Origin of the sequence: Shinella curvata (assembly GCF_022899935.1) — a bacterium.
In the GTDB taxonomy this organism is placed as follows: Bacteria; Pseudomonadota; Alphaproteobacteria; order Rhizobiales; family Rhizobiaceae; genus Shinella; species Shinella curvata.
In genome coordinates this window covers 231,500-245,803 of record NZ_JALJCJ010000002.1, presented here as the reverse complement: position 1 = coordinate 245,803, position 14,304 = coordinate 231,500, and the positions used below count along the sequence as shown (strand labels likewise).

Annotated in this window: 12 protein-coding genes; 3 read left to right on the top strand and 9 right to left on the bottom strand. The window is 65.2% G+C overall.

Going from position 1 to position 14,304, the window contains the following annotated elements; all coding sequences use genetic code 11:
- Positions 1-25: 25 nt before the first annotated feature.
- Together MUU55_RS07140 and MUU55_RS07135 are read right to left on the bottom strand one after the other, a co-directional pair.
- Positions 26-1,384: a putative bifunctional diguanylate cyclase/phosphodiesterase gene (locus MUU55_RS07140; protein ID WP_244760094.1), complete on the bottom strand. Its 1,359-nt coding sequence runs from the start codon at positions 1,382-1,384 to the stop codon at positions 26-28.
- Between the two features lie 214 nt (positions 1,385-1,598).
- Positions 1,599-3,338 carry a response regulator gene (locus MUU55_RS07135; protein ID WP_244760093.1) on the bottom strand — a complete coding sequence of 580 codons (1,740 nt, stop codon included), beginning with the start codon at positions 3,336-3,338 and terminating at the stop codon, positions 1,599-1,601.
- A gap of 264 nt (positions 3,339-3,602) precedes the next feature.
- Here MUU55_RS07135 and mutL point away from each other — a divergent pair, with 264 nt between their 5' ends.
- Together mutL and MUU55_RS07125 are read left to right on the top strand one after the other, a co-directional pair.
- Positions 3,603-5,408, top strand: a complete 1,806-nt coding sequence (gene mutL, locus MUU55_RS07130; protein WP_244760092.1) for a DNA mismatch repair endonuclease MutL — start codon at positions 3,603-3,605, stop codon at positions 5,406-5,408.
- Between the two features lie 76 nt (positions 5,409-5,484).
- Complete coding sequence (locus MUU55_RS07125; protein WP_244760885.1) at positions 5,485-5,718, top strand: DUF2093 domain-containing protein; 234 nt, start codon at positions 5,485-5,487, stop codon at positions 5,716-5,718.
- Here MUU55_RS07125 and lpxK read toward each other — a convergent pair.
- From lpxK to MUU55_RS07095, 6 genes are all read right to left on the bottom strand, one after another.
- Positions 5,715-6,770 (bottom strand): tetraacyldisaccharide 4'-kinase, encoded by a 1,056-nt coding sequence (gene lpxK, locus MUU55_RS07120; protein ID WP_244760091.1) that lies wholly within the window; start codon positions 6,768-6,770, stop codon positions 5,715-5,717. The genes MUU55_RS07125 and lpxK overlap by 4 nt on opposite strands.
- 112 nt (positions 6,771-6,882) lie before the next feature.
- The gene (locus MUU55_RS07115) at positions 6,883-7,617 is read right to left on the bottom strand and encodes an HAD family hydrolase (RefSeq protein ID WP_244760090.1); all 735 of its coding nucleotides are present in this window, start codon (positions 7,615-7,617) and stop codon (positions 6,883-6,885) included.
- A gap of 15 nt (positions 7,618-7,632) precedes the next feature.
- Positions 7,633-8,949: a lipid IV(A) 3-deoxy-D-manno-octulosonic acid transferase gene (gene waaA, locus MUU55_RS07110; protein WP_244760089.1), complete on the bottom strand. Its 1,317-nt coding sequence runs from the start codon at positions 8,947-8,949 to the stop codon at positions 7,633-7,635.
- Between the two features lie 120 nt (positions 8,950-9,069).
- Positions 9,070-9,306 carry a DUF4170 domain-containing protein gene (locus MUU55_RS07105; RefSeq protein ID WP_244760088.1) on the bottom strand — a complete coding sequence of 79 codons (237 nt, stop codon included), beginning with the start codon at positions 9,304-9,306 and terminating at the stop codon, positions 9,070-9,072.
- A 59-nt stretch (positions 9,307-9,365) separates the two neighbouring features.
- Positions 9,366-10,169, bottom strand: coding sequence for a 3'(2'),5'-bisphosphate nucleotidase CysQ (locus MUU55_RS07100; RefSeq protein ID WP_244760087.1), 804 nt, complete (start codon positions 10,167-10,169; stop codon positions 9,366-9,368).
- Positions 10,170-10,173: 4 nt separating this feature from the next.
- Positions 10,174-11,520, bottom strand: a complete 1,347-nt coding sequence (locus tag MUU55_RS07095) for a TldD/PmbA family protein (RefSeq protein ID WP_244760086.1) — start codon at positions 11,518-11,520, stop codon at positions 10,174-10,176.
- A gap of 109 nt (positions 11,521-11,629) precedes the next feature.
- Between MUU55_RS07095 and MUU55_RS07090 the strand changes: the two genes are divergently transcribed.
- On the top strand, positions 11,630-13,423 hold the full coding sequence (locus tag MUU55_RS07090) for a monovalent cation:proton antiporter-2 (CPA2) family protein (RefSeq protein WP_244760085.1): 1,794 nt from the start codon (positions 11,630-11,632) through the stop codon (positions 13,421-13,423).
- On the opposite strand, the gene MUU55_RS07085 is transcribed toward MUU55_RS07090, so the two are convergent.
- Positions 13,420-14,289 carry a patatin-like phospholipase family protein gene (locus MUU55_RS07085; protein WP_244760084.1) on the bottom strand — a complete coding sequence of 290 codons (870 nt, stop codon included), beginning with the start codon at positions 14,287-14,289 and terminating at the stop codon, positions 13,420-13,422. The two genes, MUU55_RS07090 and MUU55_RS07085, sit on opposite strands and share 4 nt — an antisense overlap.
- Positions 14,290-14,304 lie beyond the last annotated feature (15 nt).

Here is a 14,304-nt window from a genome sequence, read left to right as displayed (position 1 = left end):
AGGAAGTGACATATTTAGGCACGCCTCAGGCGGAGGCGGCGCGGCCTTCGACCGTCACGTAGCGGTCGGCGAGATACCGCATGGTGGTGACGGCATCGGCAGGCTTGCCGTAGAAATAGCCCTGCCCCATGCCGCACCCGAGTGCCTTGAGCTTCAGCGCTTCGGAAAAATCCTCGATGCCTTCGGCGACGACGGCAAGGTCGAGGCCTTCGCACATGGCGACGATCGCCTTGATGATGTGTTCGGAGGCCTTGTCGTTGGAAATGCGCGAGACGAAGGCGCGGTCGATCTTCACCTTGTCGAAGGTGAAGTCGCGCAGGCGTCCGAGGCTCGACTGGCCGGTGCCGAAATCGTCGAGCGAGATACGAACACCAGCCGCACGCAGTTCGCCAACGATCTTCTGGGCCGTATCGGCATCCGTCATGACGGCGGTTTCGGTGATCTCCAGCTCCAGCCGGCGCGGGTCGAGCCCGACGCGGTTGAGGATGGCGAGCGTGTTGAACGCCGTCTTCGGATCCATCAGCTGGGCGGAGGAGAGGTTGAAGGAGAGGAACAGCTCCTTCGGCCAGGATAGAGCGGTTTCGGCGGCCTTGCGCAGCAGCGTATCAGACAAGGCATCGATGAAGCCGCGCTCTTCGGCGAGCGGCACGAAGGTGGCTGGCGAGACATAGCCGAGGTCGGCATCGCACCAGCGGGCAAGCGCCTCGAAACCCACAACCGTGTCGTCACGCAGACTGACGATCGGCTGGAAATGCACGTCCACTTCATTGGCGATGATGGCATTGCGCAGCGCCTGTTCAAGCTGCGTCGCGCGCTTCATCTCCTGGGCGATTTCCTGCGAATAGACGGTAATCTGGCCGCGGCCGCGGCGCTTGGAACGGTAGAGAGCGGTATCGGCGCTCTTCAGCAGCTCCGTGAAGTCCTCGCCCGCGAAGGGATAGATGGCAAAACCGAAGGAGGCCGAGAGGCGCACGTTGCGGTCGCCGAGATCGAAGGGGGCGGACAGCACCTCGCGCAGCATCTGGCCGATCTTTTCCGCGCCCTTGCGCTCGAAGACCAGCGGGAGCACGAAGGCGAACTCGTCGCCGCCATGCCGCGTGACGGTGGCGCCGTCGGGAATGCAGGCCTTGAGGCGATGGGCGACCTGGCAGAGGATTTCGTCACCGGCACGCGGGCCGAACAGATCGTTGATGGGCTTGAAACCGTCGAGATTGGCAATGCCGATGGCGAAGGGAGCCGGGTCCTCCTCACGCTCCTTGGCGATCTGGCGAACCTTGTCACGCAGGCGGTAAAGATTGCCGAGCCCGGTCAAGGGGTCGGTATAGGCCATGGCATGGAGGTCAGTCTGGGAAACATCCAGCGCCGAATGATCAGCAGACTTCATCAATGATTTCCCGTACTTGCACTATGCCTCCGAAGACCGCTTCACGATGCGCCATGTCCGTTAACAAAAACATAGCAAGCGATCGTCAGTCCTGCCCACCGGCCTCCCCAAATCTGGGGAGTTGACCGGCCTCCTCAACCTAAAGCTTTCCCCTTTCGCGGACCTTGCCTCGAGCATCCGACGCCGAAGCGATCTCGCTTGGGCCGGAAATGCTCTATGCGACGGACTTCTCCAGCTTCCCGGCGGCATAGCGCCGATATATCGCCTCGATCATGTCGGGACTGACCGGCTTGGTGATGTAGTCGTCCATGCCGGCATCCATGCAGTTCTGCATGTCGACATTCAGCGCCTGGGCGGTGACGGCGACGATGGGCGTATGGGTTCCGGTGAGCTCCTCCGCTTGCCGGATTTCCTTGGCCGCATCGATGCCGTTCATCACAGGCATGGAGATATCCATCAGGACGAGGCGTGGTTGGTGTTTGCGCCAGAGCATCACCGCCTCCTCGCCATTCTCGGCGATGCGGTGCGAAATGCCGAGGCCTTCGAGGATCTGCGAGAAGACGAACTGGTTGATCTGGTTGTCTTCGGCAACCAGCACCTCGACATCACCGACGGCAGCGGGCAGCATCGCCGTGATGTCGGTCGCGATGTACCAGTCGTCGGAGAAGGAGACGGGCGTGAGGATATCGCCGAGCGGCGAGCCGTTTTCCGACAGCAACTCGTGTTCTTCGACAAGGGCGCGCATGAAATCCGGACCGATTCCATCGGGCGTGATCAACCGTGTGGCAATGTCTTGACCGTGGTCGAACATCGCCTGGTAATCCGGCATGTTGTCGTCGAGAATGATGAGATCGATTGCGAGCCCGTGCTTGGCGGCAAGCGTCAGGAAACCGTCGAACTCGTAACGGCTGCGCACCGCGCAGCAATCGCCGCCGCGCGCCTTGAACTCGCCGACCAAAATCTCCTCGATGCGTGTGTTGGGCGTCGCGATCAGCACGCGCTTGCCGGGAAGGGCACGCAGGTCTTCCGCGCCGAGCTGCTCCAGCAGGAGGCGGCGCTCGGCATCGCGCACCGGATCGAAACAGTTCTGCCCCTCAACGAAGCCGCCCGGCACGCGCAGCAACGTGTCCCCCTCGTCCGATACGGACGCCGCCCCGGCGACGAGTGCCGTCACGTCGTCCATGACCGTCACGACGACATGGTGGCCCGGCGCGCCGATGCGATGCTTGCGGGTGATGACATAAAGGTCGGAGCCGTCGGCCCGGATGACATGTTCGGGCAGAACGAACGGCTCGCCGGTTTCCAGAACCATGCGGTCGCTGCGCTCGATGCGCTCGGCGTTTTCCGCGTCCGCCAGATCCCAGACCGTGCGGCCGAGAATGCCCTCGGGCGTCGCATTGTAGATGGTGCAAAACGCCTTGTTGGCGGCGATATAGGTGAGGTTGCGGTCCTTGACGATAACAGGCGAAGGCACCGTCTGAAGGATTTCCTCGGTCAGCGCAATCCGGTCGAGATCGGAGCGCCACTGCTCTTCCTGCTTCTTCTGCTCGGAGACGTCGACCAAAGTGGTGACATTGTAGCCGTTCGGCAGGCGGCGCTTGCGGAAATGCAGCCAGCGGTCGCGGCTCAGCCGCTCGACCGCGTCATACTGTTCGCGCCAGTGCACGGAGATCTGCGCGGAGACCCACTCCTCGCGGTTGACCGCCTTGTGGCGCTGTTCCGGGGGAATGCCGTAACGGACGCCGGTATCGAAGATCGCGCCGAGCACGTCGCGCAGGCGCGTGCCGGGTTTCAGCGTATCGGCATGAATGGGGAAATAGCGCAGGACCTGGCGGCTGGCGAAAACGAGGCAATCGTTCTTGTCATAGACGATCACGGCGGCGGCGAGGATATCGCACGCGGCCTCAAACATTCCCAGCCGGATGTTCGCGTCTGGTGACGCTACATCATTCATTGTGGCAGTCCTCGCCTGTCTGGCATTCCCATGAAACATGCTGATCGGCGCGCAAACGCCTTGGGACTTGGGAATGACAGCGGCCAGCGACGCTGAAATCGTCCACCGGGAACCCGGCCGGCTTGCGGTCATACAAGCGCAGGAGCACGTTCGCAGCATTTTATTAAAGCCTGATTAAACGATTTCAAGCCGCCGTCAGGATGGAGCCGGGATAAGCCGCGGAAGCCACTGGCGGGACGACGGCGAATCCGCGAAAATGGCGGCATGACCATCAGGCAGCTTTCCGAAACCCTCATCAACCAGATCGCTGCGGGCGAAGTGATCGAACGCCCGGCGAGCGCCGCCAAGGAGCTGATCGAGAATGCGCTGGATGCCGGGGCGACACGCATCGAGATCGCGACGGCGGGCGGCGGCAAGACGCTGCTGCGTGTCACCGACAATGGCGGCGGCATGGCGCCTGCCGATCTCGAATTGGCGATCCGCCGGCATTGCACCTCCAAGCTCGACAAGGATCTCACCGACATCCGCACGCTCGGGTTCCGCGGAGAGGCGCTGCCCTCGATCGGCTCGGTGGCAAGGCTTTCGCTCCTGAGCCGCACGGCCGAGGCCGGCGAAGGGGCCGAGATCAGCGTGAACGGTGGCAAGGTGGAGCCGGTGCGCCCAGCCGCCGCCAACCGCGGCACCGTGGTGGAGGTGCGCGACCTGTTCTTCGCCACGCCCGCGCGCCTGAAATTCCTGAAGAGCGAGAAGGCCGAGGCCTCGGCGATTTCCGACGTGGTGCGGCGCATGGCGATCGCATTTCCGCATGTGCGTTTCGTGCTGTCTGGCTCCGACCGCACGACGCTGGAATTCCCGGCGACCGGAACGGACCGGCTCGCCCGCATCGCGCAGGTGCTCGGCCGCGACTTCCGCGACAATGCCATCGAGATCGATGCGGAGCGCGAGGGCGTACGGCTGACCGGCTTTGCCGGCGTACCGACCTTCAACCGTGGCAACAGCCTCAACCAGTTCGCCTTCGTCAACGGACGGCCGGTGCAGGACAAGCTGATCTGGTCCGCTTTGCGTGCCGCCTATGCCGAGACCATTCCGCACGGGCGCTATCCGGTTGCAGTGCTTGCCATTGACATCGATCCGGCGCTGGTCGACGTCAATGTGCATCCGGCGAAATCCGATGTGCGCTTCCGCGATCCCGGCCTGGTGCGCGGCCTGATCATCGGCGCGATCCGCGAGGCGCTCGCCCGCGAAGGCGACCGCGCGTCCACGACGGGCGCCGCCGGCCTGATGCGTGCCTTCCGGCCGGAAGCGCAGCGGCCCGCCACGCCCTGGACACCGTCCGCCTCGCCTTACCGGCCTTACGCGCCGGCAGCCGCCCCCGCGACATCCTTCCGTGAACAGCAGGCGGGCTTCGCCGAATTCGCCAGCCCTTCGGCGCGCAGCGAACCGACTTTCACGCCCTCATCCGTCGCCCGCGAGGAAGAACCGCCGCAGAGCCACCCGCTCGGGGCCGCACGCGCGCAGCTGCATGAGAACTACATCATCGCGCAGACGGAAAATGGCCTTGTCATCGTCGACCAGCACGCCGCCCACGAGCGCCTCGTCTTCGAGGCGATGCGCAACGCGTTGCATGCGCGCGCCGTGCCGGCGCAGGCCCTGCTGATCCCCGAGATCGTCGATCTCCCGGAGGACGATTGCGACCGGCTTGTCGCCCATGCCGACGAATTCGCCAAGCTCGGCCTCGGCATCGAGCGCTTCGGACCGGGAGCGATTGCGGTGCGCGAGACGCCGGCCATGCTGGGCGAGATGGATGCGGCCGGCCTCATTCGCCAATTGGCCGACGAGCTTGCCGAGTGGGATACGGCAAGCGGGCTGAAGGCCAAGCTCGAATACCTCGCCGCCACCATGGCCTGCCATGGTTCGGTGCGCTCCGGCCGGCGCATGCGGCCGGAGGAAATGAACGCGCTGTTGCGCCAGATGGAGGCGACACCCGGCTCCGGCCAGTGCAACCACGGCCGGCCGACCTATATCGAGCTCAAGCTTTCCGACATCGAGCGGCTGTTCGGCCGGAGCTAGCCCGGAAAGCACTGGAATTTTGGCCTTCGCCACGATATGGCATAGGCATCACATGATACGGATATTGAAATCGATGATGAACCGTTTTGAAGGCCGCGGCGGCAGCCGGGAAGCGAAGATCCGCTATCTCGACGGCGATTTCCAGATCCTGATGCCGGGCTCGCATGTCACCTGCGCCATGACCGGCGAGATCATCCCGGTGGATGAACTGCGCTACTGGAGCGTGGCGCGGCAGGAAGCCTATGCGACCTGCGCCGCCTCGCTGGATGCGGAAAAGCGCGCCGGCGCGCTTCCGAACCAGAAGCGCTAGACCTTCGTCCTGTCCTTTTCCGCCAGCCGGTGCAGCTTGCGCTTTCGGGCGCTGGCGATCGCCGCGTCGATGATCGCATCGGGGCCTTTCGGGTCGTCGAAGCGGATCTCCACCTCGATCACCCGGCTTTTTTCCTTCAGCTCCTCCGAGCGACCGTGACCGCCGGAAAGGCGCACGGCGTCCTTTGCGGTGGTGACGAGGCGGTAGCCGAGCGCCTCGGCATGGTCGAGGATCTCCTCCACCTCGTCATCGCTGAGATGATGATGGTCCGGAAAGCCGCGCGAGACATAGAGATGTGCGCCCGTCTCGTTGACCGTGCGGAAGAATTTCTCATTGTCGGCGATGCCCGACCACGCCATGACGACCTGCTCGTTCAGGTCCTCCGCACCGACGGTGACGAGGCTCGCCGAATGGATCGCCTTGCCGGCGCGGGCGGCCTGACGGATCAACCGGTCGGCAGCATCACCATTGCCGATGGCGAGCAACGCATTCGCCTGGCGCATCTGCTCCGAAAGCGGCGCGCGCACCGGCCCACTCGGCACGAGATGGCCGTTGCCGATGCCACGGCGCGTGTCGATGACCACCAGCGCATAGTCGAAAGTCAGCCGGGCGCTCTGGAAGCCGTCATCCATGATGATGAGATCGGCGCCCTCCTCCACCAGCTTCATGGCGCCCTTGACGCGCTTGCGGGAAATGACCGTCAGCGCCTCGCGGGCAAGCAGCAGCGGTTCGTCGCCGACGGCGCGGGCGCGATGGTGGTGCGGATCGACCACGGTCGTCACATCCAGCGAACCGCCATAGCCGCGCGACAGGAATCCAGGTTTCAGGCCGCGCGCCTTGGCGGCGCGGGCGAGTGCGATGGCCGTCGGCGTCTTGCCGGCCCCGCCGACGGTGAAATTGCCGACGCAGATCACGGGCACCGGCACATCGGCACGGCGGCCCTTGCGCATGCGCCGCCCGGCGATCAGCCCATAGAGGCAGGAGACAGGCCACAGCGCATAGGCGCGCCAGTCCGGCTTCGTCCACCAGAACGGCGGCGCTTCACTTACCATTGCAGTTCCCCGCGGGCATCCCGACCCGGTCGTCGCGCCAGAAAACGCGAGACGACGGCGAAAATCAACTGTCGGAGAGCGTTTGGCGGCGTCAAAACAGCGACAGGGCCACTCACGCCGCCGGGCGCGCGGGCGCCGCTTCCGGGAAGAGCGGTACGAGCTCGGTGATGTCGTTGAGGCAATAGTCCGACGCGGCCGAGAGCGATTCCCGTGAGCCCGTGCCCGTCAGCACCGCGATGGTAAGGCCGGTGCCGGCGCTGCGGCCCATGTGGAGATCGTGGTTGTTGTCGCCGACCATGGCGACCTGGTGCGGCTCAAGGCCGGTCGCGGCGCAGAAGCCGAGCACCATGCCGGGCTCCGGCTTGACGCCGTAGCCGCTGTCATAGCCGGCGACATAGTGCAGGTAGCCATCGAAACCGAAGCGCTTGGCCGTCGCGCGGATCGAAGCCTCGTTGTCGGAGGAGGCGACGCCGAGCCAGTAGCCGCGGGCATGCAGGGTGGCGAAGAACTGGGCAAGATCCGTGACGGCCACGGCGAGTTGCGCGGAATTGGCGAAGAGACCGTCGAAAAGCTCGGTGAGCGCTTCAATCGTGAACGGCGCACCGGCACCGACGAAGCCTTCGGCGATCTCCACCGTATTGCCGGCGGCAAGCAGGCTGTCCGGCTTCACATAGCCCGTATCCGGATCCATGCCGCCCGCGATCAGAAGCTTGCGCGACAGGTCCTCGTCACCGGCGGCGGCGATGCGGGCGAGCTCATAATTCACCGGGATCCAGCTCTTGGCATAGTCCAGCAGCGTGCCGTCCTTGTCGAAGAGAATGCCTGATATCGTCGCCGCCTTGGTCATGTTGCCCTAGTCCTTTCAGGACGTCTGGCGCGGATGCAGCCGCGCCTTCACCGTGAGGGGATTGATATAGGGTTCGAGACCCTTGATCGTGGCCTTCAGCGCCCCGCGCATTTCCTGCACGGTCTCCTGTCCCGCCTCGATCATCTGCTTGCGCATCGCCTCGTTGATCAGGAGGTAATGCACGCCCTTGGCCAGCATTTCCACGTCGCGCACCATCTTGGCGCTGCCGTTGCGGGCGAGCTGCTGGTAGGCCTCGCGAAAATTCTGCACATTGCCGCCCGAAAGGACCGCGCAGCCGAGCATGGCCGGCTCCAGCGGGTTCTGCCCGCCCTCGGCTGTCAGCGAGCGGCCGACAAAGGCGATCTCGGTCATGCGCAGGTAAAGCCCCATTTCGCCGATCGTATCACCGAGAAAGACGTCCGTGTCCGGCGTCAGCGCGTCACCGCGTGTCCGCCGTGCGACCTTGATGCCGCGGGCCGTCAGCATGTCGTCGATGGCGTCGCAGCGTTCGGGATGGCGCGGCACGATGATGGTGAGCAGGCCGGGCGAGCGCTCCTTGAGGACACGATGCACATTGCCGGCCGCCGCCTCCTCGCCCTCGAAGGTCGAGATCGCCGCCCAGGTGGGCCGGCCCCTGATCTGGTCGAGATAGGATTTCAGCACGGCTTGATCGACCGGCGGCGCATCCGTGTCGACCTTCAGGTTGCCCGAAACCATGACCGGAAGCGCCCCGAGCGTGCGAAAGCGGTCCGCGTCGGTTTCCGACTGGGCGATAACGAGCGCGAAATTCTCGAAGATCGCATCGGCGATCGCCATGCGCCGTTTCCAGCGCGGGAAGGAGCGGTCCGAAATGCGGCCGTTGACCAGCACCTGCGGGATATGGCGCTTTCCGAGCTCCAGAATGGTCGTCGGCCAGATCTCGGACTCCGCCATGATGGCGAGGTCCGGGTGCCAATATTCGAGGAAGCGGCTGATCGCCGGCTTCATGTCGAGCGGCACATATTGATGAATGACGCCGGCGCCGAGCCGCTCCTTCACGACCTTCGCCGAGGTGATCGTGCCCGTCGTGAGCAGCACTGCGATGCCGCGACGGCGCACTTCCTTGACCAGCGGCACGATGGCGAGCGTCTCGCCGACGCTCGCCGCATGGAACCAGACGAGCGGACCGGGCGGACGCGGCACGCCGCCGACACCATAGCGCTCGCGGCGGCGCGACCGTTCTTCCTTGCCCTTGGCAATGCGGTAGGCCAGGTATGGCCCGACGATCGGATAGAGCGCGACGCCGCCCCAGCGGTACAGTGAAAGCGCGGCGCGGGCGAGCCGTCTGCTCATCGGCGGGTTACCTCTGGGCAGGCCAGCTTGGCTGCGGCTTTCGGGATGTTCGGCATCATGGAGGTCGGCTCCTGGGTTCGGCGCGACCTCAATCGCGCGGAACGGTGGCGAAAACGCGTCTCAGCCCTGCTGCGGGTCCAGCAGGCGGTGCATATGCACGATGAAATAACGCATATGCGCATTGTCGACGGTCTGCTGCGCCTTGGACTTCCAGGCGACGAGCGCACTGGCATAGTCCGGGAAGATGCCGACGATATCGAGCTTGTCGAGATCGCGGAACTGCAGGTCGGTAAGGGTTGTCAGCTCGCCGCCAAAAACGAGATGAAGAAGCTGTTTGGGTTCTTTCGAGTCGGTCATGTTTCTCTCTTTTTTTGATCCGATTTCGGCAGACGGTTTGCGGTATTCCGCATCAAAGGTCAATGGCCGGCAAGGTGCCGGGAGGCCGCGACAAGCCCGGAAAGCCGGGACAAGCCGGCAGCCGCCAGCGTCTCGTGGCTGACGGCCGGCCGGTTGTAGGAAAGCGGCGCCCCGTCGAGCGTCACCAGCCCGCCGCCGGCCCGTGCCAGGATGAGATCGGCGGCCGCCAGATCCCAGTCATGCGCATTGCGTTTCACCAATGTCGCATCGATCCGCCCGTCCGCCACCATGGCAAGACGGTAGGCGAGCGAGGGCACATGCGCGATGCGCTGCACGCCGCCTTCCAGATGACGCTGGATGTCATGAGCCATGTCCTCGGGAGCGGCAACGCGCGTCGGGCGGGCCGCATCCGGCTCCGTTGCGAAGATGGGCTTGCCGTTCTTCAGCGCCGGCCCATGCTCGGCCGCCGTGAAGACTTCGTCGAGCGAGGGCGCGAAGAGCACGCCCGCGACGGGGCGGCCCTTGTGCACGATAGCGGCGCTGACGCACCAGATGTCCTTGCCCGCGATGAAGGCGCGTGTGCCGTCGATCGGGTCGATGACGAAGACCGTCTCGCGACCGAGCCTGTTGGCATCGTCATCGGTCTCTTCCGAGAGCCAGCCGTAATTCGGCCGGGCCGAAAGCAGTTCCTTCTTCAGGATGTCATTGGCCGCGAAATCGGCGGCACTGACCGGTGAGCGCCCGCCGTTCTTCCACCAGACCTCGGGTCCCTTGCGGAAGAAATCGAGCGCACGGGCGCCCGCAAGGCGCGCGGCGCCGACGAGAAGGTCGAGATCGGCTGTCCATGTGGCGGCGTCGGGCATGGTCTCACGTCCCGGCCAGCGTCATGCCCTCGATGGCGAGCGTCGGCGCGGCGACACCGAACGAGCGGTCGATGTCGTTGGCCGGCGTGATGCGCAGGAACATGTCGGTGAGGTTCGAGGCGATGGTGACCTCCGAGACGGCGAAGGTCAGCTCGCCGTTCTCGATCCAGTAACCGGAGGCGCCGCGGCTGTATTCACCCGTCACCATGTTGACGCCCTGGCCGATCAGCTCGGTGACATAGAAACCGTTGCCGACCGAGCGAATGAGGTCCTCGGGAGAAATGTCGCCCGGCTCCAGCGCGAGATTGGTCGAGGCGGGGCTGACCGAGGTGCCGCCGCGCACGCCGCGGCCATTCGTCTTGAGACCGAGTTCATTGGCGGTGGAGGTGGAGAGGAACCAGTGCTGCAGTACGCCGTCCTCGATCATCGCGAGGCGTTTTCCGGTGATCCCCTCGCCATCGAAGGGCCGCGAGGAGGAGCCGCGCACGATCAGCGGATCGTCGGTGACGGAGAGGCCCGCCTTCAGGACCTGCTGGCCCATGCGGTCGCGCAGGAAGCTGGTCTTGCGGGCGACGGAGGCGCCGTTGATGGCGCCTGCAATATGGCCGGCAATGCCGCGCGCCACGCGCGGATCATAGACAACGGTGACATTCTTCGCCGTCGGAACCTGGCGCGGATTGATGCGGCGCACGGCACGCGCAGCGGCCTCGCGGCCGATCTCGCCTGCATCACGCAACTCGGCGAAATAAAGGGTCGAATCGAAGTCGTAGTCGCGCTCCATCTTCGTGCCCTCGCCGGCGATGACGCTGACGGAGCGGCCGAAGCGGCTGGCGCTGTAGGCGCCGGAGAAACCATGCGAAGTGGCGAGCACCAGGCCGCCCATGCCGGCCGAGGCCCCGGCCCCTCCGGAATTGGTGACGCCTGACACGGCGAGTGCCGCGGCTTCGGCGGCAAGCGCCGCGTCGCTCAGCTGCTCGGCGGAGACCTCGGTCGGGTCGTAGAGCTCAAGGTCCGGCCAGTCCTTTGCAAGATCGGCCTCGGCGGCAAGCGTCGCATAGGGGTCTTCCGGCGAGGCCTTGGCCATGGCCACGGCACGCTCGGCGAGCACCTTCAGGTCGAAGCCGGGATTGGCCGAGACGCTGGCAACGCGCTTGCCGACGAAGACGCGCAGCGAGAAGTCGTCGCTCTCGGAGGCCTCCGTGCCCTCGACCTTGCCGAGCCGGACACTCACCGACGAGGACCGCCCCCGTACGACAACGGCATCGGCCGCATCCGCCCCCGCCTGGATGGCGCGGTCGATAAGTTCGCCGGCGCGCGCGAGAAGGCTTGCGGAATCGATCGTCTGTGACATGACTTGGCCTTTCTTTGATGCCCCATTTATTGTGCGCCGACACAGGCATCAAGGGCGAGCGTTCTTTTTTGCCCTCGACGCGTGCTCCTTCCTGAGAAAGCCCTGCCGCATGGCCTATACCCACAGCCCCTATAACGAGGTTCTCCTGATGCTCGGGGGTGCCCTGCTCGCCGCCCCCATCTTCAAACGGCTGGGTCTCGGCACCATTCTCGGGTATCTTGCGGCCGGTGTGGTGATCGGCCCGATCCTGCACCAGATCCGCGATGGCGAGGAGCTTTTGGGGGTCGCCGAACTCGGCGTGGTCTTCCTGCTTTTCCTCATCGGCCTTGAGCTGAAGCCCTCCCGCCTCTGGGCGATGCGGCACGATATTTTCGGGCTCGGCACCGCACAGGTCGTCGTCACCGGCCTCGTTCTGGCGGGGCTGACGCTGATGGCAGGTCTCGAGCGATGGGACGGGGCGCTGATCATCGGCTTCGGCCTCGCGCTGTCCTCCACCGCCTTCACCATGCAGATCCTCGACGAGCGCGGCGACACCAACACACGCTATGGCCAGCGCGCCTTTTCCATGTTGCTGCTCCAGGATCTGGCCATCGTGCCACTTCTGGCGCTGATCCCGCTCCTGGCCGAACAGGCGCCGGAGGACACGACAACCGCGTTGCAGGACTTTCTCGTCGCGCTGTCGGCGATCGCCGCCCTGCTCGTCGCAGGGCGTTATCTCCTGAACCCTCTCTTCCAGGTCATCGCCCGCACCGGCGCACGCGAGGCGATGATCGCGGCCGCCCTCTTCGTGGTACTCGCCGCCGCCATGCTGCTCCAGATGGCCGGGCTCTCCATGGCCATGGGCGCGTTCCTCGCCGGGGTGCTGCTGGCCGATTCGTCCTACCGCCACGAGTTGCAGGCGGATGTCGAACCGTTCCGCGGCATTCTGCTCGGCCTGTTCTTCATGGCCGTCGGCCTGTCGCTGCATCTCGACGTCATCTTCGACCGGTGGCTGCTCATCCTCGTTGCGACGCCGGCGCTGATGCTGGTGAAGAGCCTCGTCATCTACGGCCTCTGCCGCTTCACCGGCTCCCCGAACAATGATGCGGTGCGCATCGCGCTCGTGCTGCCGCAGGGCGGCGAGTTCGGCTTCGTGCTGTTCACCGCGGCCTCTGCCGCCGGCATCTTCTCCGCCGGCCTCGCCTCGCTGCTGATCGCCGTCGTGACGATCTCCATGGCGCTGACGCCGATCGCCGCCGCCCTGTCCCGCTTCCTGCTCGTCGCGGATATCGAGGAGGAGATGGAGGAGGACTTCGAGGGCGCGGGTGCCGACGTGCTGATGATCGGCTTTTCGCGCTTCGGCCAAATCGCCGCACAGATCCTTCTTGCCGGCGGGCGCGACGTCACCGTCATCGACCATTCGACGGACCGCGTGCGCCAGGCGGCGAATTTCGGCTTCCGCATCTATTTCGGCGACGGCACGCGCAAGGACGTGTTGCGCGCCGCCGGCATCGAGCGCGCCAAGATCGTCGCCATCTGCACGCAGGGCAAGGCGTCGACCGACCGTATCGTCGATCTCGTGCAATCGGAATATCCCAACGCGACGATCTTCACCCGCTCCTACGACCGTGTCCACACGCTCTCGCTGCGCGCCCGCGGCGTGCAGCACGATGTGCGCGAAACCTTTGAATCCGCACTCGTCTTCGGCCGGGAAACGCTGGAGGAACTGGGCGTGGAGCCGGACGACGCACTCGCCATCAGCGACGACATCCGCCGCCGCGACGTGGCCCGGCTGGAATTGCAGGCCGCCGAGGGGATTTCGGCGGGGCGCCACATGCTGCATTCAAAACCGGTGAAGCCCGAGCCGCTGGTGAAGCCGAAGAAGAAGACGCAGGCCGAAGCAGATGAGGAAGAGAGCGCCTAACCGCGCGCGAAAAACCTTTCGCTAAGCGCCCGCTTCAGCTCATCGCGAATACCCGCCGATGCCGCCAGCACCTCCTCGGCCTTGGCGAAATCCATTACGCGGAAGCGGCCGACATCGGGGCGCAGGAAGATATCGGGCGCGCCTTTTTCCAGCTTCAGCGTCACGATGGAGCGCATGGTGAGCTGGGTGGCGCCGTAGAGGCTGTCGATGCTGCCAGGGACCTCCGCCGTGCCGGCCGGCGGCTGGCCGACGACATCGACGCCGATGGTGATATCCGCCTTTCCGGCGAGATGATCGAAAGGCACCGGGTTCCACAGGCCACCGTCGATCATCACACGCCCGCCGATGACGACGGGACGGAAGATGGCGGGCAAGGCGGCGGAGGCTGCAACCGCGGGGAAGAGCGGCCCCCTCTCCAGCACGCATTCACACTGGGCGTAATAATCCGCCGCGATCACCTTCAGCGGGATCGGTAGCTCTTCGAATGTCTGCGGCAGGCGATCCGGCAGGAAGGCCTTGAGCACGCGCTCCAGATTGAATTGGCCCATGCGAAAACCGCCGGCGACCATTTCGGACAGACCTGTCGGGCGCAGGCTCCAGAGCCGGTTCATGATCTGGCCGGGACGACCGATGGTCGCCAGCGTATGCTCACGGATCTCGCGACCCGTCATGCCCGCGGCCATCGCCGCCCCCATGATGGCACCGATGGAGGCACCTGATATCAGCACCGGGCGGATGCCGAGCTCGTCCAGCACCTCGATGACATGGATATGGGCAAGCCCACGCGCGCCGCCGCCGCCAAGGGCGATGGCGACCGTCGGGCCGTTGTTTTGCGAGGCAGGATGGGAAACGAGGGCATCGGTCATCGCTCAAGTCTCCTC

Bases quoted from the DNA above. Each gene is read 5' to 3' on its own strand.
- MUU55_RS07140 (WP_244760094.1), bottom strand. From the start codon at position 1,384: ATGAAGTCTGCTGATCATTCGGCGCTGGATGTTTCCCAGACTGACCTC.
- MUU55_RS07135 (WP_244760093.1), bottom strand. From the start codon at position 3,338: ATGAATGATGTAGCGTCACCAGACGCGAACATCCGGCTGGGAATGTTT.
- mutL (WP_244760092.1), top strand. From the start codon at position 3,603: ATGACCATCAGGCAGCTTTCCGAAACCCTCATCAACCAGATCGCTGCG.
- MUU55_RS07125 (WP_244760885.1), top strand. From the start codon at position 5,485: ATGAACCGTTTTGAAGGCCGCGGCGGCAGCCGGGAAGCGAAGATCCGC.
- lpxK (WP_244760091.1), bottom strand. From the start codon at position 6,770: ATGGTAAGTGAAGCGCCGCCGTTCTGGTGGACGAAGCCGGACTGGCGC.
- MUU55_RS07115 (WP_244760090.1), bottom strand. From the start codon at position 7,617: ATGACCAAGGCGGCGACGATATCAGGCATTCTCTTCGACAAGGACGGC.
- waaA (WP_244760089.1), bottom strand. From the start codon at position 8,949: ATGAGCAGACGGCTCGCCCGCGCCGCGCTTTCACTGTACCGCTGGGGC.
- MUU55_RS07105 (WP_244760088.1), bottom strand. From the start codon at position 9,306: ATGACCGACTCGAAAGAACCCAAACAGCTTCTTCATCTCGTTTTTGGC.
- MUU55_RS07100 (WP_244760087.1), bottom strand. From the start codon at position 10,169: ATGCCCGACGCCGCCACATGGACAGCCGATCTCGACCTTCTCGTCGGC.
- MUU55_RS07095 (WP_244760086.1), bottom strand. From the start codon at position 11,520: ATGTCACAGACGATCGATTCCGCAAGCCTTCTCGCGCGCGCCGGCGAA.
- MUU55_RS07090 (WP_244760085.1), top strand. From the start codon at position 11,630: ATGGCCTATACCCACAGCCCCTATAACGAGGTTCTCCTGATGCTCGGG.
- MUU55_RS07085 (WP_244760084.1), bottom strand. From the start codon at position 14,289: ATGACCGATGCCCTCGTTTCCCATCCTGCCTCGCAAAACAACGGCCCG.